Annotated in this window: 21 protein-coding genes; 14 read left to right on the top strand and 7 right to left on the bottom strand. The window is 62.6% G+C overall.

The window, feature by feature from the left end; all coding sequences use genetic code 11:
• Positions 1-177: 177 nt before the first annotated feature.
• The 4 genes from prpB (at position 178) to ACUXAC_RS12355 (ending at position 4,466) form a co-directional block, all read left to right on the top strand.
• On the top strand, positions 178-1,068 hold the full coding sequence (gene prpB, locus ACUXAC_RS12370) for a methylisocitrate lyase (protein WP_387444348.1): 891 nt from the start codon (positions 178-180) through the stop codon (positions 1,066-1,068).
• Positions 1,069-1,101: 33 nt separating this feature from the next.
• Complete coding sequence (gene prpC / locus ACUXAC_RS12365) at positions 1,102-2,265, top strand: bifunctional 2-methylcitrate synthase/citrate synthase (protein WP_049200932.1); 1,164 nt, start codon at positions 1,102-1,104, stop codon at positions 2,263-2,265.
• A gap of 40 nt (positions 2,266-2,305) precedes the next feature.
• A complete protein-coding gene (locus tag ACUXAC_RS12360) occupies positions 2,306-3,757 on the top strand; it encodes a bifunctional 2-methylcitrate dehydratase/aconitate hydratase (protein WP_387444503.1) in 1,452 nt (483 codons plus the stop codon).
• A 79-nt stretch (positions 3,758-3,836) separates the two neighbouring features.
• The gene (locus tag ACUXAC_RS12355; protein WP_048321374.1) at positions 3,837-4,466 is read left to right on the top strand and encodes a LysE family translocator; all 630 of its coding nucleotides are present in this window, start codon (positions 3,837-3,839) and stop codon (positions 4,464-4,466) included.
• Here ACUXAC_RS12355 and ACUXAC_RS12350 read toward each other — a convergent pair.
• Complete coding sequence (locus ACUXAC_RS12350; protein ID WP_159317804.1) at positions 4,463-5,302, bottom strand: helix-turn-helix transcriptional regulator; 840 nt, start codon at positions 5,300-5,302, stop codon at positions 4,463-4,465. The two genes, ACUXAC_RS12355 and ACUXAC_RS12350, sit on opposite strands and share 4 nt — an antisense overlap.
• A gap of 99 nt (positions 5,303-5,401) precedes the next feature.
• Here ACUXAC_RS12350 and ACUXAC_RS12345 point away from each other — a divergent pair, with 99 nt between their 5' ends.
• From ACUXAC_RS12345 to ACUXAC_RS12330, 4 genes are read left to right on the top strand one after another with little or no spacing between them, the layout of a single operon-like run.
• A complete protein-coding gene (locus tag ACUXAC_RS12345; protein ID WP_147839564.1) occupies positions 5,402-6,826 on the top strand; it encodes an MFS transporter in 1,425 nt (474 codons plus the stop codon).
• 56 nt (positions 6,827-6,882) lie between these two features.
• Positions 6,883-7,512: an FMN-binding negative transcriptional regulator gene (locus ACUXAC_RS12340; RefSeq protein WP_087762172.1), complete on the top strand. Its 630-nt coding sequence runs from the start codon at positions 6,883-6,885 to the stop codon at positions 7,510-7,512.
• 38 nt (positions 7,513-7,550) lie between these two features.
• Positions 7,551-8,510, top strand: coding sequence for a DNA-binding protein YbiB (gene ybiB, locus ACUXAC_RS12335; RefSeq protein WP_060456844.1), 960 nt, complete (start codon positions 7,551-7,553; stop codon positions 8,508-8,510).
• Between the two features lie 46 nt (positions 8,511-8,556).
• Positions 8,557-10,413: a M3 family metallopeptidase gene (locus tag ACUXAC_RS12330; protein ID WP_454266674.1), complete on the top strand. Its 1,857-nt coding sequence runs from the start codon at positions 8,557-8,559 to the stop codon at positions 10,411-10,413.
• A 63-nt stretch (positions 10,414-10,476) separates the two neighbouring features.
• On the opposite strand, the gene ACUXAC_RS12325 is transcribed toward ACUXAC_RS12330, so the two are convergent.
• Positions 10,477-11,112: a carbonic anhydrase gene (locus ACUXAC_RS12325; RefSeq protein WP_004939270.1), complete on the bottom strand. Its 636-nt coding sequence runs from the start codon at positions 11,110-11,112 to the stop codon at positions 10,477-10,479.
• 276 nt (positions 11,113-11,388) lie between these two features.
• On the opposite strand from ACUXAC_RS12325, the gene ACUXAC_RS12320 reads away from it, so the two are divergent.
• Entirely contained in the window at positions 11,389-11,805 is a 417-nt protein-coding gene (locus tag ACUXAC_RS12320; protein ID WP_454266673.1) for a putative T6SS immunity periplasmic lipoprotein, read from the top strand.
• Between the two features lie 68 nt (positions 11,806-11,873).
• On the opposite strand, the gene bhsA is transcribed toward ACUXAC_RS12320, so the two are convergent.
• Both bhsA and ACUXAC_RS12310 read right to left on the bottom strand, forming a co-directional pair.
• On the bottom strand, positions 11,874-12,134 hold the full coding sequence (gene bhsA, locus ACUXAC_RS12315; protein WP_033653406.1) for a multiple stress resistance protein BhsA: 261 nt from the start codon (positions 12,132-12,134) through the stop codon (positions 11,874-11,876).
• A gap of 168 nt (positions 12,135-12,302) precedes the next feature.
• Positions 12,303-12,932, bottom strand: a complete 630-nt coding sequence (locus tag ACUXAC_RS12310) for a flavin reductase family protein (RefSeq protein ID WP_049200915.1) — start codon at positions 12,930-12,932, stop codon at positions 12,303-12,305.
• 118 nt (positions 12,933-13,050) lie between these two features.
• Between ACUXAC_RS12310 and rlmF the strand changes: the two genes are divergently transcribed.
• The 5 genes from rlmF (at position 13,051) to ACUXAC_RS12285 (ending at position 18,017) form a co-directional block, all read left to right on the top strand.
• Complete coding sequence (gene rlmF / locus ACUXAC_RS12305) at positions 13,051-14,016, top strand: 23S rRNA (adenine(1618)-N(6))-methyltransferase RlmF (RefSeq protein WP_168653910.1); 966 nt, start codon at positions 13,051-13,053, stop codon at positions 14,014-14,016.
• A 295-nt stretch (positions 14,017-14,311) separates the two neighbouring features.
• The gene (locus ACUXAC_RS12300; RefSeq protein ID WP_064290256.1) at positions 14,312-15,616 is read left to right on the top strand and encodes a methyl-accepting chemotaxis protein; all 1,305 of its coding nucleotides are present in this window, start codon (positions 14,312-14,314) and stop codon (positions 15,614-15,616) included.
• Between the two features lie 183 nt (positions 15,617-15,799).
• On the top strand, positions 15,800-16,369 hold the full coding sequence (locus tag ACUXAC_RS12295) for a TetR/AcrR family transcriptional regulator (RefSeq protein ID WP_087762177.1): 570 nt from the start codon (positions 15,800-15,802) through the stop codon (positions 16,367-16,369).
• Positions 16,370-16,380: 11 nt separating this feature from the next.
• Positions 16,381-17,019, top strand: coding sequence for a GNAT family N-acetyltransferase (locus ACUXAC_RS12290; protein ID WP_225529015.1), 639 nt, complete (start codon positions 16,381-16,383; stop codon positions 17,017-17,019).
• The gene (locus ACUXAC_RS12285; RefSeq protein ID WP_421115202.1) at positions 17,007-18,017 is read left to right on the top strand and encodes an alpha/beta hydrolase family protein; all 1,011 of its coding nucleotides are present in this window, start codon (positions 17,007-17,009) and stop codon (positions 18,015-18,017) included. The genes ACUXAC_RS12290 and ACUXAC_RS12285 overlap by 13 nt, the downstream gene beginning before the upstream one ends.
• Here the strand turns inward: ACUXAC_RS12285 and ybiO are convergent.
• The 3 genes from ybiO to glnP all read right to left on the bottom strand — a co-directional run bounded on the left by ybiO (position 18,014) and on the right by glnP (position 21,772).
• A complete protein-coding gene (gene ybiO, locus ACUXAC_RS12280; protein ID WP_225529013.1) occupies positions 18,014-20,239 on the bottom strand; it encodes a mechanosensitive channel protein in 2,226 nt (741 codons plus the stop codon). The genes ACUXAC_RS12285 and ybiO overlap by 4 nt on opposite strands.
• Positions 20,240-20,393: 154 nt before the next feature.
• Positions 20,394-21,116 carry a glutamine ABC transporter ATP-binding protein GlnQ gene (gene glnQ, locus ACUXAC_RS12275; RefSeq protein WP_004939230.1) on the bottom strand — a complete coding sequence of 241 codons (723 nt, stop codon included), beginning with the start codon at positions 21,114-21,116 and terminating at the stop codon, positions 20,394-20,396.
• The gene (gene glnP / locus ACUXAC_RS12270; protein ID WP_019454487.1) at positions 21,113-21,772 is read right to left on the bottom strand and encodes a glutamine ABC transporter permease GlnP; all 660 of its coding nucleotides are present in this window, start codon (positions 21,770-21,772) and stop codon (positions 21,113-21,115) included. The genes glnQ and glnP overlap by 4 nt, the downstream gene beginning before the upstream one ends.
• Positions 21,773-21,796: the final 24 nt, after the last annotated feature.

The raw sequence follows: 21,796 nt of genomic DNA, 5'->3' as shown, positions 1-21,796 counted from the left end.
TGTGAAACAACGATTGAAACGTTAACTGAAACGTTTTTTACCCCTTTGCCAGGCTAATGGCGCTGAAGGTGTTGTAACTCACTTATTTTTATCGTGTTTAATTTTTCCCCTCACCGAAGTACAACCTGGCCCGCCCCTTGCTCTGTCTGTTTCATCTGGCTAATCGGAGAAAACGTCATGACGCTGCGCTCACCCGGGCTCGCCTTTCGTCAGGCCCTGAGTAAAGAAAAACCCCTGCAAATCGCCGGCGCGATCAACGCCAACCATGCGCTGCTGGCCCAGCGGGCCGGATTCCAGGCCATCTACCTTTCCGGCGGCGGCGTGGCGGCCGGTTCGCTGGGGCTGCCGGATCTGGGTATTTCGACCCTGGACGATGTGCTGACCGACATTCGCCGCATCACCGACGTTTGCCCGCTGCCGCTGCTGGTGGATGTGGACAGCGGTTTCGGCGCTTCGGCGTTCAACGTCGCCCGCACGGTGCGTTCGGTGAGCAAGGCCGGGGCGGCGGCGCTGCATATCGAAGATCAGGTCGGCGCCAAGCGCTGCGGCCATCGCCCCAATAAGGCCATCGTCTCCACCGAAGAGATGGTGGATCGCATCAAGGCGGCGGTGGATGCGCGCAGCGATCCGGACTTCGTGATCATGGCGCGCACCGACGCGCTGGCGGTGGAGGGGCTGGAGGTGGCCATCGAGCGCGCTCAGGCTTACGTGGCGGCCGGGGCCGACATGCTGTTCCCGGAAGCGATCACCGAGCTGGGCATGTACCGCCGCTTTGCCGAGGCGACGCAGGTGCCAATCCTGGCCAACATTACCGAATTCGGCGCGACGCCGCTGTTTACCACCGACGAACTGCGCAGCGCCCAGGTGGATATGGCGCTGTATCCGCTGTCGGCCTTCCGGGCGATGAACCGCGCGGCGGAACGGGTGTACCGCGCTTTGCGCGAGGAGGGCACGCAGAAAAGCGTCATCGACACCATGCAGACCCGCAACGAGCTGTACGAAAGCATCAACTACTATTTGTTCGAAGAGAAACTCGACGCTCTGTTCGCTCGCCAGCGCGACGAATAAGCGCCATTCACGCAGAAGCCAAACGAGGACAGTATGAGCCAAGCGATCCCCCCGCAAAGCCCGACTGGCGATAAGCCGAAAAAATCCGTGGCGTTATCCGGCGTGCCCGCCGGGAATACCGCGCTGTGCTCCGTAGGGCGCAGCGGCAACGATCTGCACTACCGTGGTTACGACATTCTCGATCTCGCGCGCCACTGCGAGTTTGAAGAGGTTGCCCACCTGCTGATCCACGGCAAATTGCCCAACCGCGATGAGCTGCAGGCCTACAAACACCGTCTCAAAGCGCTGCGCGGCCTGCCCGCCAGCGTGCGAACGGTGCTTGAGGCATTGCCTGCGGCGTCTCACCCGATGGACGTGATGCGCACCGGCGTCTCGGCCCTAGGCTGCACGCTGCCGGAAAAAGAGCAGCACGGCGCGGCCGGCGCGCGCGACATTGCCGATCGGCTGCTGGCCTCGCTGGGATCGATGCTGCTGTATTGGTATCACTACAGCCACAACGGCGAGCGCATTCAGCCGGAGACCGACGACGATTCCATCGGCGGCCACTTCCTGCACCTGCTGCACGGCGAAGCGCCTTCCGCCAGCTGGGAACAGGCGATGCACGCTTCCTTGATCCTGTACGCCGAGCATGAGTTCAACGCCTCGACCTTCGCCGGCCGGGTGATCGCCGGCACCGGCTCCGACGTCTATTCGGCGATCGTCGGCGCCATTGGCGCGCTGCGCGGGCCGAAACACGGCGGCGCCAACGAGGTGTCGCTGGAGATCCAGCAACGCTATGAAACGCCGGACGAAGCGGAAGCCGACATTCGCCGTCGCATCGACAACAAAGAGGTGGTGATCGGCTTCGGGCACCCGGTGTACACCGTCTCCGATCCGCGCCATCAGGTGATCAAAGAGATCGCGCTGCGCCTGTCGCAGGAAGCGGGGGCGATGAAGCTGTATGACATCGCCGATCGGCTGGAAAGCGTGATGCGCGACACCAAAAAGATGTTCCCCAACCTCGACTGGTTCTCGGCGGTGTCTTATCACCAGCTGGGGGTGCCCACCGAAATGTTCACGCCGCTGTTTGTCATGGCGCGGGTGAGCGGTTGGTCGGCGCACATCATCGAGCAACGGCAGGACAACAAAATCATTCGCCCGTCCGCCAACTATACCGGGCCGGAAGCGCGGGCGTTCGTACCGCTGGATCAGCGCTGAGCGCCGATCGTTATTCACTATGGAGCCTTTGGGAATCATGATGCTTGAGTCTGCCAATACCCGCCGTCCGCCGTTCGATCGCGAAATGGTCGATATCGTCGATTATGTGATGAAAGAGGCCGTCGATACCCCGGCGGCGTACCGCACCGCCCATTATTGCCTGCTCGATACCCTCGGCTGCGGGCTGGAGGCGCTGAGCTATCCGGCCTGCAAGAAACTGATGGGGCCGGTGGTGCCGGGCGCCGAGGTGCTGAGCGGCAGCCGGGTGCCGGGCACCCGCTTCCAGCTGGATCCGGTGCAGGCGGCGTTCAATATCGGCACCATGATCCGCTGGCTCGACTTCAACGACACCTGGCTGGCGGCGGAGTGGGGCCACCCGTCGGATAACCTGGGCGGGATCCTGGCGGTGGCCGACTGGCTCTCGCGCCAGGCGGTGGCGGCAGGTAAGGCGCCGCTGACCATGCGGCAGGTGTTGATCGCCATGATCAAGGCGCATGAGATCCAGGGCTGTCTGGCGCTGGAAAACGCCTTCAACCGGGTGGGGTTGGATCACGTGCTGCTGGTGAAGGTGGCGTCTACTGCGGTGGTGGCGCAGCTGCTCGGCCTGAGCCGGGCGGAGATCCTGAATGCGGTGTCGCTGGCGTGGGTGGACGGGCAGTCGCTGCGTACCTATCGCCACGCGCCGAACGCCGGCACCCGCAAATCCTGGGCGGCGGGGGATGCGACCGCCCGCGCGGTGCGGCTGGCGCTGATGGCCGCCACCGGCGAGATGGGCTACCCCTCGGCGCTGACGGCCCCGACCTGGGGGTTTTACGACGTTTCATTCAACGGCAAGCCTTTCCGCTTCCAGCGGCCGTACGGCGCGTACGTGATGGAGAACGTGCTGTTTAAAATTTCGTTCCCCGCGGAGTTCCATGCCCAGACCGCCGTGGAGGCGGCCATGACGCTGCACCGCTTGATGCAGGCCGCCGGTAAAACCGCCGCCGACATCGCCAGGGTGAGCATCCGCACTCACGAGGCTTGCCTGCGTATTATCGACAAGCAGGGGCCATTGGATAACCCGGCGGATCGCGATCACTGCATTCAGTATATGGTGGCGATCCCGCTGCTGTTCGGCCGGCTGACGGCGGCGGACTACGAGGATCGGGTGGCCGAGGATCCGCGCATCGACGCGTTGCGCGGCAAGATCCGCTGCCATGAAGATCCCGCCTTCACCCGCGATTATCACGATCCGGAAAAACGCTCGATCGCCAATGCGCTGACGGTGGAGTTCGCCGACGGCAGCCGCCTGGATGAGGTGGCGGTGGAGTATCCTATCGGCCATGCACGGCGGCGCGAAGAGGGCATCCCACTGCTGATCGAGAAGTTCAAAACCAACCTGGCGCGCCAGTTCCCGGCGCTGCAGCAGCAGCGTATTCTCGAGGTGTCGCTGGACCGGCAGCGGCTGGCGCAGATGCCGGTCAACGAGTATCTCGATCTGTGGGTGATCTGACGCGAGCGACGCTGACAAGTCACGTCGGCGTCGCTATGATGGACGCTCCATTCCCGTCCCTCTTCTTATCAGGTGATTCATGATTGATGCCGCAACGCTGTTGTTGTTTTCCGGTGCCTGCGTGGCGCTGGCGCTGACCCCCGGCCCGGATATGCTGTTGATCGCTTCGCGCAGCGTCAGCCAGGGGCGGCGCGCCGGTTTCGCTTCGCTGGCGGGCATTCAGCTCGGCACGTATTGCCATGCGTTGGCGGCGGCGCTGGGGTTGTCGCAACTGTTCGTCGCCGTGCCGCTGGCCTACGACGCGGTAAGAATGCTGGGCGCTGCCTATCTGCTTTATCTGGCGTGGAAAACGCTGCGATCCGGCAGCAGTTTGCAGGCTTCCGCCGGGTTGCAGGCGGTGCCGACGGCGCGCATCTTCCGCCAGGGGCTGTTCACCAACATCCTCAACCCGAAAATGGCGCTGTTCGTGCTGGCGCTGTTCCCGCAGTTTATCGATCCGCGTTCAGGCTCGGTGGTGGTGCAGATGCTGGCGCTGGCGACGGTGCTGAATCTGGTGGGGTTGCTGATTAACGGCGGGGTGATCCTGGCGGTCAGCGGCATGAAAAGCCGCTTCGCCGGCCGCCGCTTCAGCGCCCGCTGGCCGAACTACCTGCTGAGCGGGGTATTCGCTGGGCTGGCCTGCAAGCTCATTTTCGACAGCCGCCGCTAACCCTCGCGCAGCAGCGCTTCAAATGCCGCGCTGGCCGGTTCGTCCGGCAGCGCGCTGTACATCACCAGCCGCAGGTGATTCTCTTCGTCGACGATGAAAGAGGCGTGGTCAAAGGTGACCGGGCCGATCTCCGGGAGGGTGAAGCTACGCCGCCCCTGGCAGCGCCCGTGGATATCGTGCTGCCGCCAGAGCCGGCGGAACGGCGGCGATACCCGCTCCAGCGCCTGTACCCGTTGGCGCATTACCTCATCCTCCGGCGCGCGGGCATAGTCGCGGCGGAAGCTGGCCAGGATTTGCGGTGCCTGCGCCTCCCACTCCAACAGGCGTTCATTGAGCTGCGGATCGGCAAACAGCATCCACAACATGTTGCGCTCTTCCGCCGGGCGTTCACCGATGGCGAACAGCCGCTGCGCCGCTGGGTTCCAGGCGATGATGTCCCAACTCAGGTTCATGACGTAGGCCGGCCGCAGCACAAGGTCGTCCAGCAGCCGCTGCACCAGCAGTGAGACCTGGCACCACTGATGGCCGACCGGCACCGGCGGCCGCTGATGCGCCAATAAAAACAGGTGGTAGCGGCCGGCGGCGTCGAGCTGCAGCACCCGCGCCAGGTTCTCCAAAAATGCCACCGACGCATTGATTTCCCTGCCTTGTTCCAGCCAGGTGTACCAGGTGAGGCCGACGCCGGCCAGCGCCGCGACCTCCTCGCGCCGCAATCCCGGCGTGCGGCGGCGGCTGCCGCTCGGCAAACCGACCGCCTCCGGCGACAGCTGTTCTCGCTTTTGACGTAGAAAATCCGCCAGTTCGTGGCGGGTGCGCTCGAGGGTACGTGGGGGCATGGCGGCCGTCCTGTTGCTGTTAGTAATAGTATAAATGGCTATATAGTAACAGTTTAAACCCTGTTCCATACTGCGGCCATCATAATCGCTGGAGGTGGTATGGAACATTCATTGTCTCGTGAACGGCGGGCATTGCCCGGCCTGCCGGTGCTGTTGTTGGGCGGTTTTGTCACTGTGTTCGATCTGTTTGTGGTCAACGTGGCGGCGCCGGTGATCCAGCGGCAGTTCGCCGCCGATTTCGCCGGTGTCGGTTTGATCGTCGCCGGTTATGAACTGGCGTTTGGGGTGCTGCTGATCGCCGGCGGGCGTCTGGGCGATCGTTTCGGGCGCCGGCGTCTGTTCAGCCTCGGCATGTTGGGATTTGCGCTGAGCTCTCTGCTGTGCGGGCTGGCGGGATCGCTCAACCTGCTGATCGCGGCGCGTATCCTGCAGGGGGCGGCGGCGGCGCTGCTGTTCCCGCAGATCTACGCCTTGATGCGGGTGCTGTACGCGCCGCAACAGCGGCGGCGCGCCTTTGCCTGGCTGGGCATGATGCTGGGATTGGCGGCGATCTTCGGCCAGATCCTCGGCGGGTTTATCATCGAGGCCAACCTGTTCGGCAGCGGCTGGCGCATGATCTTTTTGATCAATTTGCCGATCGGCGCGCTGGCGCTGTGGGCGGCGCGGCGCATTCCCGAATCGCGGGTGGCGCAGGCGCAGCGGCTGGACGGCGTAGGCCTGTGGCTGGCGGCGATCGGCCTGTCGCTGTTGCTGCTGCCGCTGCTGGAAGGGCCGGCGCGCGGCTGGCCGTGGTGGATAGCGCCGATGCTGGCGTTGGCGATGGTGACGCTGTGGGGCTTCCTGCGGTGGGAGCGCCGTCTGGCGCGGCGCGGCGGTGATGCGGTGCTCGATCCGGCGCTGTTACGCCAGGCAGGCTTCGCGCCGGGCATGGCGGTGGTGCTGGCGATTTATGCCACCGCCTCCTCGTTTTTCTTGTGCTTCGCGCTGCTGCTGCAGGCGGGGGCGGGGCTTACGCCTTTTCAGGCGGGCAGCCTGTTCGCCCCGGCCAGCGCGGCCTTTATGCTGGCGTCGATGCTGGCGCCCCGGCTGGCGCTGCGTTGGGGCAATGGCGTACTGAGCGTGGGCGTAGCGATTTACGCCGCCGGGTTGGCGCTGTTAATGGCCCAGGCGCTGTGGGGCGCGGCACTGGCGCATCCGCTGCGGCTGCTGCCGGGGTTGGTGGTGCTGGGATTCGGCCAGGCGCTGAGCATGACGCCGCTGCTGAATTTGGTGCTCGGTTTGGCGCAGGAGCGGCAGGCGGGCATGGCGGCGGGCCTGGTTGCCACCGTGCAGCAGGTGGGAGGCGCGCTGGGCATCGTGGTCAGCGGCGTCGGCTTCGTGCCGCTGCTGGCGAACGGCGGCGCGGCGGAACGCTATGCGCAGGCCTTTGCCGGCGCCATGGTATTTAATCTGTTGGCGATGGGCATTGCCCTGATCTTGTTAAACCGGATCACTCGAAATAGTCAGAAAGCGGATCTTAAGTAGGCCGCCGGCGGGTGCTTTACTGTGGTCATCATGAGAGAGCGTAAGGAGCCACACTGATGTTTCAACCCGCCGCATTTCGCGAAGACGATCTGGATGCCCAACTGGCGCTGGTGCGCGCCCACCCGTTGGGGCTATTGGTCAGCCACGGCGAGCAGGGATTGACGGCCGATCCGCTGCCGTTTCTGGCCGATGTCGAACAGGGGCAGATCCGGCTGCGGGCGCACCTGTCGCGCGCCAACGAGCACTGGCGGCGGCTGCAGCAGGCGGCGGAATGCCTGGTGATTTTTCAGGGTTTGGAAGGTTATGTGTCGCCCGGCTGGTACCCAAGCAAGCGCCAGACCGGCAAAGTGGTGCCGACCTGGAATTACAGCATGGTGCAACTGTATGGCGTGCCGACGGTAATGGACGACCCGGCCTGGCTGCGCCGCCAGCTGATCGACCTGACGGCGCAACAGGAAGGGCGCCGCCCGGCACCCTGGCAGCTCGACGACGCGCCGGCCAACTACATCGCCGCGCAGCTAAAAGGCATTGTCGGTATCGAGATCGCCGTCACCCGGCGCGAAGGCAAATGGAAGATGAGCCAAAACCGCAGCGCCGACGATGCCGATGGGGTGATCGCCGGGCTGCGCGAAGGGGATGAAACGCAGCGGCGGCTGGCGGCGGAGGTTGAGCGGCGGCGCGGATAGGGTATGCTAACCGAAGAGTGAGCAAGGGGAACCTTCGGATGGATTACACCAAAATTATCAAAGAAATAGGCCGCGGCAAAAATCATGCGCGCGACCTGGACCGGCAGACCGCTTTTGAGCTGTATCAGGCGATGCTGGCCGGGGCGGTCCCCGAGCTGGAGCTGGGCGGCATTCTGATCGCGCTGCGCATCAAGGGTGAGGCCGAAGAGGAGATGCTGGGCTTCTACCAGGCGATGCAGCAGCAGGTGTTGCTGCTGCAGGCGCCGCAGGGGCGGCCATTGCCGGTGGTGCTGCCGAGCTACAATGGCGCGCGCAAGCAGGCCAACCTGACGCCGCTGCTGGCGCTGCTGCTCGCGAAAGTGGGCCTGCCGGTGGTGGTGCATGGCGTGCTGGACGACAGTACCCGCGTGACCAGCGCCGAGATTTTCCGCGCCCTGGGGCTGCCGTGGTCGGAACAGGCCGCTCACGCCCAGCAGCGTCTCGATAACGGCGAGGCGGTATTCATGCCGGTTTCCACGCTGTCGGCGCCGCTGGCGCGGCAGCTCGGGTTGCGTTGGCGCATGGGGGTGCGCAACAGCGCCCATACGCTGGCCAAGCTGGCGACGCCGTTCGGCGAACAGGATGCGCTGCGCCTCGCCAGCGTCTCACACCCGGAGTATGTCGGCCGGGTGGCGTCGTTTTTCCGCCAGATCGGCGCCCGCGGGCTGTTGATGCACGGCACCGAAGGCGAAGCCTACGCCAACCCGCTGCGTTGCCCGCAGATTCATTATATTGCCGGCGGCGAACAGCGGGTATTGCTGGAGCGCACCCTGCAGGATGAAACGCCGACGTTGCCGGCGGCGAAAGACGCGGAAACCACCGCGCGCTGGACCGAGCGCTGCCTGGCGGGCGAGGTGGCGATCCCGCAGGCCATCCAGCGGCAGATCGCCTGTTGCCTGGTGGCCGCCGGCGAGAGCGAGACGCTGGAACAGGGGCTGCAGCGCCTGCATCAGGCCTGAGCGCGACTATACTGGGATATTTCCTCATCGGCTGAGAAGGACGGTTATGCAACAGGCTCTCGATTACTTCAATCAATTGAACCAGGATTACCTCGACGTACACCGCGCCAAAGAAGAGCTGTTCTGGCAAAACTACATGGGCACCGGCGGTGAAGACGTGTCGGCGCGCTTTTCCGCCGCGGAAAGCGCCTATAAGCGCTTTATCGCCGAACCGCGCCGGCTGGCCGAGATCCGCAATCTGCTGGCCGGAGTGGAAACGCTGCCGCAGGAGGCGCAGCGCGATGCGCTGATCCACGGCCTGCAAGGCTGGCTGCGTTTCTTCGACTGTAACGCCATTGAAGATCCGCAGGCGCAGGCGTTGTTGGATCAGATCATCCACTCCGAATCCGATCTCTACTCGCGCCGCAAGGGCTATCAGGTCACGCACCTGAACGCCGAGGGCCAGCGGGTGGCAGCCTCGCTCGGCGAACTGTTGACCAACCAGGCGACCAACCCGAACGAAGACTACCGCCGCAGCTCGCAGCAGGCGCTGCGCGATCTGGAGCAATGGCTGCTGCATAACGGCCTGCCGGAGCTGATTGGCCTGCGCAACCGCTTTGCGCGCCAGATGGGTTATCGCAACTATTTCGACTACAAGGTGAACAAAACCGAGCGCATGACGCCGGAGCAGCTGTTCGCCATTCTGGATCGCTTCGAGCGGGAAACCCGCGAGGCCAACGCGCGCAGCCTGCAACAGCTGGCGGCCGACAAGGGCAGCCAGGCGCTGGAGCCGTGGAACGTGCGCTTCGCCAGCGCCGGCGACGTCACCCGTCAACTGGATCCTTACTTCCCGTTTTCTCGTTCGCTGGAACGCTGGGTCGACAGCTTCAAACGCCTGCACATCGGCTTTGGCGGCGCCGAGATGAACCTCGATCTGCTGGTGCGCAAAGGCAAGTATGAGAACGGCTTTATGCACGGCCCGGTGCCGCCGTTTGTGCGCCAGGGGGAATGGGTGCCGGCGCGCATCAACTTCACCAGCCTGGCGCAGCCGGGGCAGGTGGGCAGCGGGGCTTACGGGCTCAACACCCTATTCCACGAGGGCGGCCATGCGGCGCACTTCGCCAACATTCGCCAGAATGCGCCGTGCTTCTCGCAGGAGTTCCCACCGACCTCGATGGCCTATGCCGAAACCCAGTCGATGTTCTGCGACAGCCTGCTGGACGACGCCGACTGGCTGAAACGCTATGCGAAAAACGCCGCCGGCGAAGCGGTGCCCGATGCGCTGATCGAAGCCGGCATCGCGGCGCGCCAGCCGATGCGCGCGTTTAACGAACGCCATATCCTGCTGGTGCCGTACTTCGAGTGGGCGCTGTATCAGTGGGATGATGAGCAGCGCACGCCGGAAGCCATCACCGCGCTGGCGCGCGAGGTCGAGCAAAAGATCCTCGGCATCAGCGGCAGCCCGCGCCCGACGCTGGCGATCCCGCATCTGCTGTCGCTGGAGTCTGCCTGCTCTTACCAGGGCTATCTGCTGGCGATGATGGCGGTGGAACAAACCCGCCAGTTCTTCCTGCAGCGCGACGGTTACCTGACGGACAACCCGGCCATTGGCCCGGATCTGGTGCAACACTATTGGCTGCCGGGCAACAGCGTCAGCCATGACGACACGCTGCGCAGCCTGACCGGCGAAGGGTTCAACCCGGACTCTCTGGCGCAGGCCTGTAACCAGACGGTGGCGCAGGCGTGGCGCGAGGCGCAGCAGACCATGGCCGCCGCCGCCGCGCGACCGCAGCCGCCGGCGGATTTCGATTTGGAGGCGCACATTCGGGTGGTGGACGGCGAGACGGTATTGGCGGATAACGCCGACGGTGACGAACGGATGTGCCGCGACTTCGCCGCGGCGATAGAGGCGCGTTTGGTTTAAGGCTGACAATAAAATCCACGCGGCCGCGTGGATTTTATTTAATGATTAAAACCGGGCGTTATTTTATTCGAAATAGACGTCGGGATTATCGGCCAGGGACACGAAGCTCTTGGTGTTTCTATCCAGCGTACGAATTTCGCCGCTTTCGATGTCGTACACCCAGCCGTGCAGGCGCAGCCCGCTGTTGCGCAGACCCACCGCAACAGAAGGGTGGGTTTTGATATTATTTAGCTGGGCGATAACGTTCTCTTCCACCATAGCGTTAACTTTGTCTGTTTCGCTATTCCAGGTTTTCTTCTCGACCACCGCTTTGGCCGCATCCGCGTAGTGCAGCCAGTGGGCAACGGCAGGCATAGGGTCGAGGCATTGGCAGGACGCGATAGCCTTCATGGCGCCACAGTTCGAGTGGCCACAAATCACGATATCAGTCACGCCCAGCGCTACCACCGCGTATTCGATAGTCGCAGAAACCCCACCCGGCTCCGGGCCAAAGGAAGGGACGATGTTACCGGCGTTGCGGATAACGAACAGTTGCCCAGGCTCTTGCTGCGTCACCAGCTCGGGCACCAGGCGGCTGTCAGAACAGGAAATAAACAGCGCTTTAGGATTTTGGCTGGAGGCCAGGCTGCGAAAGAGTTCCTTACGCTGCGGGAAAATCTCTTTCTGGAAACTGAGGAAACCTTCAATAATATGTTGCATACAACGCTCTCTGCATCTGTAGTCTGCGTAACATGATAATCATCCTCTCCCGTTAGTCCAGCAATGGGGTGGTAAAAAAATGTGTGCTCATCTCCCCTGCAAACCCCATTAAATACGGGGTTTCTACCCGTTTTCGGCAGCATTGTCCGGTTCGTTTACGCGTGGGGTGCTGAAGAAGCGGACGGTTAGAAACTCGCTGTCTTGCCTGTTCGGCGCTAACGATGAAACCGTGTTACGGTTGTTCATCCAAGAGCCGCGTAACCCTAAGGCAATGAAATGAAAAAACTGACTTTTTTAGTGGCGTTGGTATTACTGAGCGGCTGTGTGCAGGGGCGCCCCTGCTTCTATCCGGCAAACGTCAGCGTTAAAAACAATCGCGTATGCATTAGCGTGCCGGACGATATTGCCGGAAAACGCGAGCTGGTGGGCATCGGAATTTATCAACCGGGGGCCGGCGGGAAGGCGGAATGGTCCACTTCTGTTGCGCCAGGTCAGCAACCGATAGCGGTCATGCCAGGCGAATGCTTGGCGGTGGCTTTCGACGGGTTCCAGATTGGGCATAGCTATTCGGTTGAGATTGCGACGGTCGGCAATGCGTCAAATGAGGCGCCGCGCAAATATTGGACTGAATTTACATTGGTTGCTGACAAAACAGACGGTAAGAAACTCGCTGTCGTACCCATTCAGCGCTAATGCACTTGAACATAAAAAAAGCCCGCCGGGGTGATAGCCGGCGGGCTTTTTGACGTCTGGGGCGGTGATTATTTGTAGATAACCGCGGTGGCGTGCATCAGGTTGTTACCGCTGGTGGAGGTGATGGTGAAGGCCTTGGCGCCTGCCGCATCGGCTTTGGCGGCCAGCTGCGACTTCAGGCTGCTCAGGTCGGTCGCGCCGCTGGCGACGATCACGCCGGCTTTTTCGAATTGGGCGGCATCCTGGGCGCTGACGTGCTCAGCGGCGAAAGTGGTGAAAGAAACGGTGGCCAGGGCGATAGCAGCAGCAAAATTTTTGATGGTTTTCATGTTCGTCATTCCTGTCAAAGTGAATTAGGGAGAAAGGGGGTTGCCTTTCGATGGGAAGATTATTGCGCAGTGACAGGCGGGATGAAATCGGAGAGTGTTGATGGTTTTGTTCAGATTTTTTGATTGTTTACTCCCCCGTTCATCTTCTGCCTAAACGGGGGGAGACGATCAGCGCGTCGGGCGCGCCAGATCGAAACGGTGCTGTTCGGAAATGCCATAGTAGGCGGTCGGGCCGCCGGCGCGCAGGATCGGTTCGGCGGCGGCGGTCTGGTAGACGCCGTGTTCGTCCAGCAGCGCCGGATCGAGGTGCACCGCCACCACCTCGCCCAATACCAGCCAGGTTTCCACCTGTTCACCGGCGGCGGTTTGCAGCTGAATGCACTGGGTCAGGCGGCATTCGAAGTTCACCGGGCTTTCGGCCACGCGCTCGGCTTTGACCCGGCGTCCGGGCAGCGGCGTGACGCCGGCGAAGGCGAATTCATCCTCGCCGCGCGGCAGGTTGATGGCGCTGTTGTTCATCGCTTCCGCCAGCGGGCGCGTCGCCAGATTCCAAACGAACTCGCCTGTTTCCACGATATTCGCCACGCTGTCTTTCCAGCCGGTGCTGGCGAAACCGATGATGGGCGGGCGATAGTTGAAGCAGTTGAAAAAGCTGTAGGGCGCCAGATTGCGCAAGCCGGCGGCGCTGCGGGAAGAGATCCAGCCGATGGGGCGCGGGCCGACGATGGCGTTCAGCGGATCGTGCGGCAGGCCGTGGCCGGCGGCGGGTTCATAATAATAACGAGATTCACGGCTCATGGGGGACCCTGTGGCAATCGATGAAGCTTTCATTGTGCCGGGTTTCCCGCCGCTGCGCCATTGCGGGCGGGATGTGTTATCTTACGCATCGGAAATACCTTCAAGAGAGCCCGTCACGGTGGAAAAAAAGAAAACCTTCCCGCAGCAGAAAAGCGGCCTGCATCCGCGCAACCGTCATCGTTCGCGCTACGACTTCCCGGCGCTGATCGCCAGCTGCCCGGCGCTGGCGCCGTTCGTGAAGCCGAACGCCTGGGGCGATGTCTCGGTGGACTTCGCCGATCCGGCGGCGGTGAAAATGCTCAACCGTGCGTTGCTGCAACACTTTTACGGCATTGAACACTGGGATATTCCGGCGGACTACCTGTGCCCGCCGATCCCCGGCCGCGCCGATTATCTGCACCACCTAGCGGATCTGCTGGCGACCAGCAACGGCGGCGAGATCCCGCGCGGCAAGGGTGTGGCGATCCTCGACGTCGGCGTCGGCGCCAACTGCATCTACCCGATCGTCGGCCTGCGCGAATACGGCTGGCGTTTCACCGGGTCTGAAATCGATCCGGTGTCGCTCAACTCGGCCAAGATGATCGTCGAGATGAACCCGACGCTGCGTAACAGCGTGCGTCTGCGGCTGCAAAAACAGCCTGAGCTGATTTTTAGCGGCATCATCGGCGCGGCCGAGAAATTCGACGCCACCCTGTGCAACCCGCCGTTCCATGCGTCCGAGCAGGAAGCGCGCGCCAGCACCCGCCGCAAGCTGCACAAATTGGGCAAAGGGGAAGTGGCCGCCAAGCCGGTGCAAAACTTCGGCGGCAAGAACAACGAGCTGTGGTGCGAAGGCGGCGAAGAGGCCTTCGTGCGCAAGATGGTGGAAGAGAGCGTCGGCAAGGCCAACAACTGCCTGTGGTTCACCTCACTCATCTCGAAAAACACCACGCTGCCGGCCATCTACCATGCGTTGAACGTGGCGGGCGCGGCCGAGGTACGCACCATCGAGATGGCGCAAGGGCAGAAGATCAGCCGCTTCGTCGCCTGGACCTTCCACGACGCCGAGCAACAGGCCGCCTGGGCAGCCGAACGCTGGCGCTAACCCTTCCGGCGCCGCTTATCCTGCCGGCGCCGACAAAAATCCGCATTTTACCTTTCAATTTTCATCACTTACGTTATTCTCAATACGGGTTTAGTAATAAAAATCTTAGGCTGTTAGTTTATTTAAATTCTAATAATTACTTTACTGAATAAATAAATTTAATCCGGTTAATAGCAATAACCAGAAGGAACGGCGCTGCCCGTTCCTTCCGCGATGGCACGTCTGCGTGTGGGCGCGGCATGTGGCCAGGCAAAAATAAGAAAAGCGCCATCTTCTGCCACAAGGACTACACCTTATGCTGTTACGATTCAGTCAGTTAACTACCCACAAAGGCGCCGAGCTGAGCGCGATAGAACACGCCGTTCCGATGATCGTCTTCTCGCCCGACGGCACGGTATTGCGCGCCAACGATCTTTTCCTCAGCACGCTGGGATTTCAACGCGATGACGTGATTGGCCGGCATCACCGTATTTTCTGCGATCCGAACTATGTCGCCAGCCCGTTATATCGCAAGCATTGGGAGACGCTGAATAAGGGGCAACCCATCACGGACACCATAAAGCGCATCGCGAAAAACGGCGAGGCGGTATGGCTGCAGGGCACCTACGCGCCGGTGCTGAATAAACAGGGTAAGGTGGTGGAAATCGTCAAGATCGCCAGCGAAGTGACCGAGCGAGTGACCCAGGCGCAGGAACACCGCAGCCTGCTGGCGGCGCTGAATCGCTCGATGGCGATGATCGCTTTCACGCCGCAGGGCACCATTGTCAGCGCCAACGACAATATGCTGGCGCTGATGGGCTATCGGCTGGAAGAGGCGTGCGGGCAGTCGCATGCGGTGCTGTGCCCGCCGGAGTTCGCCGCTTCCGACGATTATCGGCGGCATTGGCAGCGCCTGGCGCGCGGCGAGTTCATTACCGGGCGTTTTGAGCGTCTCAACCGGCGCGGCGAACGGGTATGGCTGGAGGCCAGCTATAACCCGATCCTCGACAACGAAGGCCAGGTGGTGAAAGTGGTGAAGATTGCCCAGGACATCACCCGGCTGATGCAACAGCAGCAGCACGAAGAAGAGATGGTGCGTAACGCGCATCATCTGTCGCTCGATACCGATCGGCAGGCGGCGCAGGGCGCGATCATCGTGCAGCAGGCGGTGAAAGGCATGCAGCAGGTCGAAGCGGCGGCGCGCGAAACCTCGGACGTGGTCACCGAGCTCGGTAAGTGTTCTCAGCAGATCGGCACCATCGTCGAAGCCATTCGTAAAATCGCCTCCCAAACCAACCTGCTGGCGATTAACGCCTCGATCGAAGCCGCCCATGCCGGTGAGCACGGGCGCGGTTTTGCGGTGGTCGCCAACGAAGTGCGCACGCTGGCGGAACAGTCGCGTAAGGCGGCGACCGAGATTGAGCGCATGACCAAGTCTATCCAGCAAGGCGTGGCGGCGGCGATTGCCGGCATGGCAACCTGCGTAGAGCAGGCCGGCGGCGGCGTGGCGCTGACCCACGATGCCGGGGAAGTGATCAACCAGGTCAACATCGGCATGCACGACGTCGTGAAACTGATGCAGGCGTTTACGTCGGTGAAGCAGGGCGACGCGCTGCACTGAGTTTTCACCACGCCGCCCGCCGAAAACAGGGGCGGCGTTTTTATCTTCCCGCCGATTCACACGCCGTTGAGCCGTGGTTCAATTTTACCGGCCTATGCTATCCTTAAATGTGAACGAACGTTCGTTCATTAATGTTTATTCGATGGCGCCAGGCGCCCCCCTTCACCGTTTCGGGAGTTGTCGATGGGAAATCGAGAAAAGATTGTCAAGGCCGCGCTGCACAGCTTTACCCATAAGGGATTTCACCAGACCAGCATGCGGGATATCGCGCAGGCGGCGGGCGTCAGCGTCGGCAACCTCTATAACCACTTTACCGGCAAGGAGGCGTTGATCGGCGAGATTGCGCTGCTGGAAAACGGCGTATTCACCGAGTTTGCCGCCGGATTGCGGGCCGAGAGAAAGCGGCCGAAGCAGGCGCTGTCGGCCTTTTTTACCGCCTATCACGCTTTTGTCGCTGAGCCGGCCAATGTGCAGCTGTCGGCGGAGATCGTGGCGGAGGTGGCGCGCAACCCGGCGTTGGCCGAGCCGTTCGGCGCCAACCAGCGGCAGCTGATTGAGGCGCTGGCGACGGTTATCGCCGAAGCTCAGCAAACCGGTGAGATTGCACCGGCGATAGCGCCGTTACCGCTTGCGCAGCTGGTGTTGGACGTGATCGAAAGTCAGGCCTGGCGGCAGGCGATCTTTGCGTCGTCCGCGCCGGAGGAGACCACGCCGGTGCGGCTGTTGGAACAGCTGCTCTACCGGCATCCCTAGTCGAGGTGGATATGCTGCACATTGAGCCGTACCACGATGCTGACCGCCTGCAAACGGCGGCGCTGATCTACGCCGCGTTCTGCGACAAGTTTCAGCGCGCGCGCCGTCTGAGCCCCCGCCTTCAGTGGCGTCTGTTCTATCGGCTGTGGCGTTGGAAGCAAGGCGGCAGCCGGGAGCGCAGCTTCGTGGTGAAGCAGGGTGAACAGGTGGTGGCGGCCTTTGCCCTCAATGCGGCCGCTGGCGAGAACAACGCCGGGCGGCGTCCGCATGCCTTGCCGATTTGGCGGCTGTGCCGCCGCTATGGTTGGCTGAACGTTTGGCGCATGTATCTGCAAATGGCGGTGTTGCGGCACACCCCGGCGGCCGATGAACTGTATCTCTCTTACCTGGCGGTGGCCGAGAATCAGCGCGGCAAAGGGGTGGGCAAGCGGCTGCTGCAGTGGATGAACGACTACGCTGCCGGGCAGGGTTCGGGGCGGCGCCTGAGCCTGCACGTCAGCCGGCGCAACGTGGATGCGCTGCGCCTGTATCGGCGCTGTGGTTTTCAGGTGCGGCGAGAAGAGCATTACGCTGCGTTGGGATGGCTGTTCGGTCAGGCCGACTGGGTGTTGATGGAGAGACTCTGCGGGGAGGCGACGTGCGCAAAATAGGACTGTGCAGTGTGGTGCTGTTTCTGCTGGCGCTCGGGTGGGTCATTTTCGTCAACGACTTTCGCTTCGTCACCGAACCGGTCACGGTGACCGCCGGCGGCAACCGGCTGACCGGCACGCTGGTGTTGCCGCAGCATGCGCCGGTCAAGCCCGGCGTGGTGGTGTTCGTGCACGGCGATGGGCCGGCTAACGCCAGCCGCGACGAAGGCTATTACGGCATTTGGGAGGCGATGGCGCAGCAGGGCTACGCGGTTTTATCCTTCGATAAGCTGGGCGTTGGCGGCTCGGGCGGCAACTGGCTGCATCAGACCATGGCGGATCGCGCGCGGGAAACCGCCGATATCATCGACTGGGCCCGGCGGGACGGGCGCTTCGATGCGCGCTGCGTGGGGCTATGGGGTACCAGCCAGGCGGGGTGGGTGATGCCGGAGGTGGCGCGTTTACGCCCCGACATCGCCTTCACGCTGGCGCTGGCGCCGGCGATCAACTGGCTGCGGCAGGGGCGCTATAACACCCGGGCGGCGATGGCGGCCGCGGGGGATGATGAAGCACAAATCCAGGCGCGCGAGGCGCATTGGCGCCACATTCAGACGCTGCTCGAACAACCGGACGGCTACGCGCAGTACCGCCGCGAGTATGGCGCCGCCGCCGCATTGGGCGCCGACCGCTGGCGCTTTATCCGCGCCAACATGGCCAGCGACGCGACGGCGGGATTGCGGAATTTCAACACGCCGGTGCACCTGATCCTGGGCGGGCGCGACGTCAACGTGGACGCGGACGAAACCGAGCGCGTGTATCGGCAAACGATCCCGGCCTCGCTGCTGACGGTAACGCGCATCGACGAAGCCGACCACGTGATGATCAAACCGCTGTTCGCCCGCCATCCGTGGCTGATCAACGTGGTGGGCCTGTTTGCGCCGCGCTCGGTGCAATACGACGCCTACCGACAGGACGTGGCGGCCTTCCTGGCCGCTCAGCCCTGCGGGCGCGGGCGCTAACTGCCGGGAGCCGCGGGCGGTGCCTGTTCTTCGTGCGGCTGCGGCGCGCGGGAGATCTGCATCGCCTGCTGAGGCATGCCGATGCCGGCCCGATCGAAATGGATTTTCACCAGCCGATCGAGGGCGTATTGCACCACCCACTGTTTCAGCGCCTGCGTGCGCACCGTCACGCGGGTGGTGAACGAGCGGTCGCCCAGCGCCACCACGCCGTTGAAGACCGGCTCGCCAATCAGGAAATGCTTCACCTGCTCATCCTGCTTCAGCGCCGCGACGGCCTGATGCAGCACCTCATTGACCCGATCGATATCCTCGTCGCGGCTGACGGTGTAGTTGGCGCGATACACCCCGAACTCACGCGCATAGTTGGCCAGCGTAGTGATCGAGGAGTACGGCACGATGTGGTAGACGCCGTAGTCGTCGCGCAGGCCGATCGAGCGAATGGTCATGCGCTCCACGGTGCCGGTGATGCCGCTGACGGTGACGTATTCGCCGGTATTCATGCCGTTTTCGAACTGGATGAATACGCCGGTAATCACGTCTTTCACCAGCGTCTGGGCGCCGAAGCTGATAGCCAGCCCCAGCGCGCCGGCGCCCGCCAGCAGCGGCGCGATGTTCAGCCCCACCTGCGACAGCACGATCATCACTGTAATGGTGCTGATCACGATAGCCAGCACGTTGCGAAACAGCGTCAGCAGCGTGCGTTCGCGCGCGCTCGGCCGCACGCCGTTGCTGAGCTCCAACGCCAGACGGTGCTCGATGATGCTGGCCATCAGCGTCCAGCTGAAGACGGCGATCAGCAGGATCAGCAGGATATGCACCAGCCCGCCGAGCGTCCGCTGGCCATTTTCACTGCCTGCCCACTGGTACAGATTAATCAGGTGCCAGGCGTCAAGCAGGAACAGCGTCACCGCCAGCACCACCATCACCCGCAGTATCTTCAACCCGTTGGGAATATAGGAGTTGATGCGCCGCTCAAGCATCGGATAGCGCAGATTGACGTCGGTCGGCAGCGAAATGCGGCGGAAAATCCAGCGGGTCAGCATGCCGGACAGCAGAGCGCCGACGCCGACCACCAGCAGGCTTTTCACCGTGGCGCTCATCATAAAGCGCAGGCTGTTGCCGATGTCGAACTGGGACAGCACGAACAACACCAGAAAATAGGCGATCGCCAGCAGGTGCCAGATATGCCCCAGGCCGCGCAGGATCACGCTGAAAAACGCCATCGACCGTTCGGCCAGCAGGTTGATCTGTTGCTGTATCGGCTTGCGGTTGTGCAGGATCAGCCAGATGGCATACAGCGTCAGCGCCAGCATGACCACCAGGTTGACGGCGGCGGCGGCCGGGTAGCTGATCTGCACCGCCACCACCGGCACCACCACCATCAGGCCGTAGCCGATCAGCCCGCTGAGCCAGGCGAGGCGCGAGTTCCAGTAGCGCGCGCTCGGGTCGCTGAAGGGGAAGGGGCGCAGGTAGTCGAAGTTGGGGGCGAAAATCAGCCGCAGCACCGCCTTGAAGAACTCAATCACCGCGAAGGCGCTGAGAAACAGGGTCTGCAACCGCAGAATGGTGGCGCTGTCGGCGTGGACGTGGCGGGCGAACAGGTTGCCCGCCGCCAGCGCCAGCAGCAGCACCAGCAGATCGACGGCGAAAGCGCCGAGAATGGCGGCGGGGCGTTTATACCACGGGCCACGCTGCAGCCGGGCGTTGTGCCCCCAACTGCCCATGCGCTTGTACAGCGGCGCGATCAGTCGCCGGATCAGGTGGAACAGCGCAAAGGTGACCGCCACCGTCAGCAGAAAGTAGCCCAGCGCGCGGAAAAAGCCGGCGGGATTGAAAACGCGCTTCGGGCCGGAATCGATCAGCTTTTGCAGCGCGCCGAGCTTCTGGTTAAAGGTGCCGATGCCTTCCTGCGCCAGCGAGTTCAGGCTGTCGCTCAGGGTCGCCGGCGTTGATTCCACCGGCGTTGCCGGGGCGGTGGCGGGGGCGTCGCCGGCGGCCTGTTTCAGGTGGTTGATGAGTTCCGCGCGCGCTTTGTCGTCCTGCAGCAGATCGGCCAGCGCGGCGTAGGCGGCTTTCTGCTGCTCGCTCTTGTCGGCGGGCGTGGGCGGCGCGTTTTGCGCCAGGGCCGGTGGTGCGAAGACGTTCAGGGTCAGCAACAGCAGCAGGAAAAGCAGGTGTTCTCGCAGATGAGAACCTCGTCGGGAGTCTGCGTTTGGCGGCATTGTTCCTCTCTTTGGCGTTCTGTGATCGGCGGATGTAAAAGCAATACGATGAAAAACAATCAATATAGTAGGAAAGATGGCGCGCTGGGGCGTGGGAGAGCGTGCGGAATGAAAGCGGCGGGCGCGTGGCGCGCCCGCCGTTAAACCGCCGGGATCAGGACACGTGCTGCAGGAACTCCTGCAGACGCGGGCTTGGCGGATGGTTGATCAGATCGTGCGGGTTGCCATCTTCGGCAATCCGGCCCTTATCGATAAAGATCAGGCGCGACGCCACTTTTTCGGCAAAGCCGACTTCGTGGGTGACGATGACCATCGTCATGCCTTCCTCGGCCAGATCCTGCATTACCTTCAGCACTTCATGGCGCAGCTCCGGATCGAGCGCGGAGGTCGGCTCGTCGAACAGCATCATTTTCGGCTTCACCGCCAGCGCGCGCGCAATGGCCACGCGTTGCTGCTGGCCGCCCGACAGTTCGGACGGGTAGTGGTGGGCACGCTCCGCCAGACCGACCTTGGCCAGCAGCTCGCGCGCCAGCTTTTCCGCATCGGACTTCTTCGCGCCGCGCACGCGGATCGGGCCGAAGGCGACGTTTTCCAGCGCCGTCAGGTGCGGGAACAGGTAGAACTGCTGGAACACCATGCCGGCTTCCTGGCGGATCAACCGATCGTCAACTTTCGGATCGTTGGCTTTCAGGCCGTCGACGATCAGATCGCCGCTGGTGACTTCTTCCAACTTGTTGATGCAGCGCAGCAGGGTGGATTTACCGGAGCCCGACGGCCCGATGATCACCACCACTTCGCCTTTGTCGATCTTCAAATCGATGTTGTGCAGCACCTGGGTTTGGCCAAAATGCTTGGAGACGTTTTTAAATTCAATCACAGGATTTTCATCCTTCTTTCCAGACGACGCAGCACGAAGCTCAGCACCAGGGTAATAATCAGATAGATAACCGCCACGGCGCTCCAGATTTCCAGCGCGCGGAAGTTACCGGCAATAATTTCCTGACCCTGACGGGTCAGCTCCGCCACGCCGATCACGATGAACAGCGAGGTGTCTTTGATGCTGATGATCCACTGGTTGCCCAGCGGCGGCAGCATGCGGCGCAGCGCCAGCGGCATAATGACGTAGCGGATGGTTTCGCGGCGCGACAGGCCGAGCGCCAGGCCGGCCTCGCGGAAACCGTTATGAATCGACAGCACCGCGCCGCGGGTGATTTCCGCGATGTAGGCGCCGGAGTTGATCATGATGGTTACCACCGCCGCGGTGAACGGATCGATGCGCAAGTCGCTAAATGCCATCGGCAGGGCGAAGTAGATGAACATCACCTGTACCACGATCGGCGTGCCGCGAATTACTTCGATAAACACCAACGCGATGTGGTTGGCGATCCAACCGCCGTAGGTGCGGGCAAAGCCGGCGACGAGGCCGATGATCAGGCCGCCAATCAGACCGAGGACCGAAATCCACAGGGTCATTTTGGCGCCCTCTAACAAGATAGGAATGGCGGGCCAGATGGCGCTCCAGTCGAACTGCATGATATTTCTCCCGGTGATCCCAAA

The organism is Serratia sp. 121840015-1 (assembly GCF_053627655.1).
Note: the sequence above shows the minus strand (reverse complement) of the source record. Positions and strands in the feature narration are given on the sequence as shown.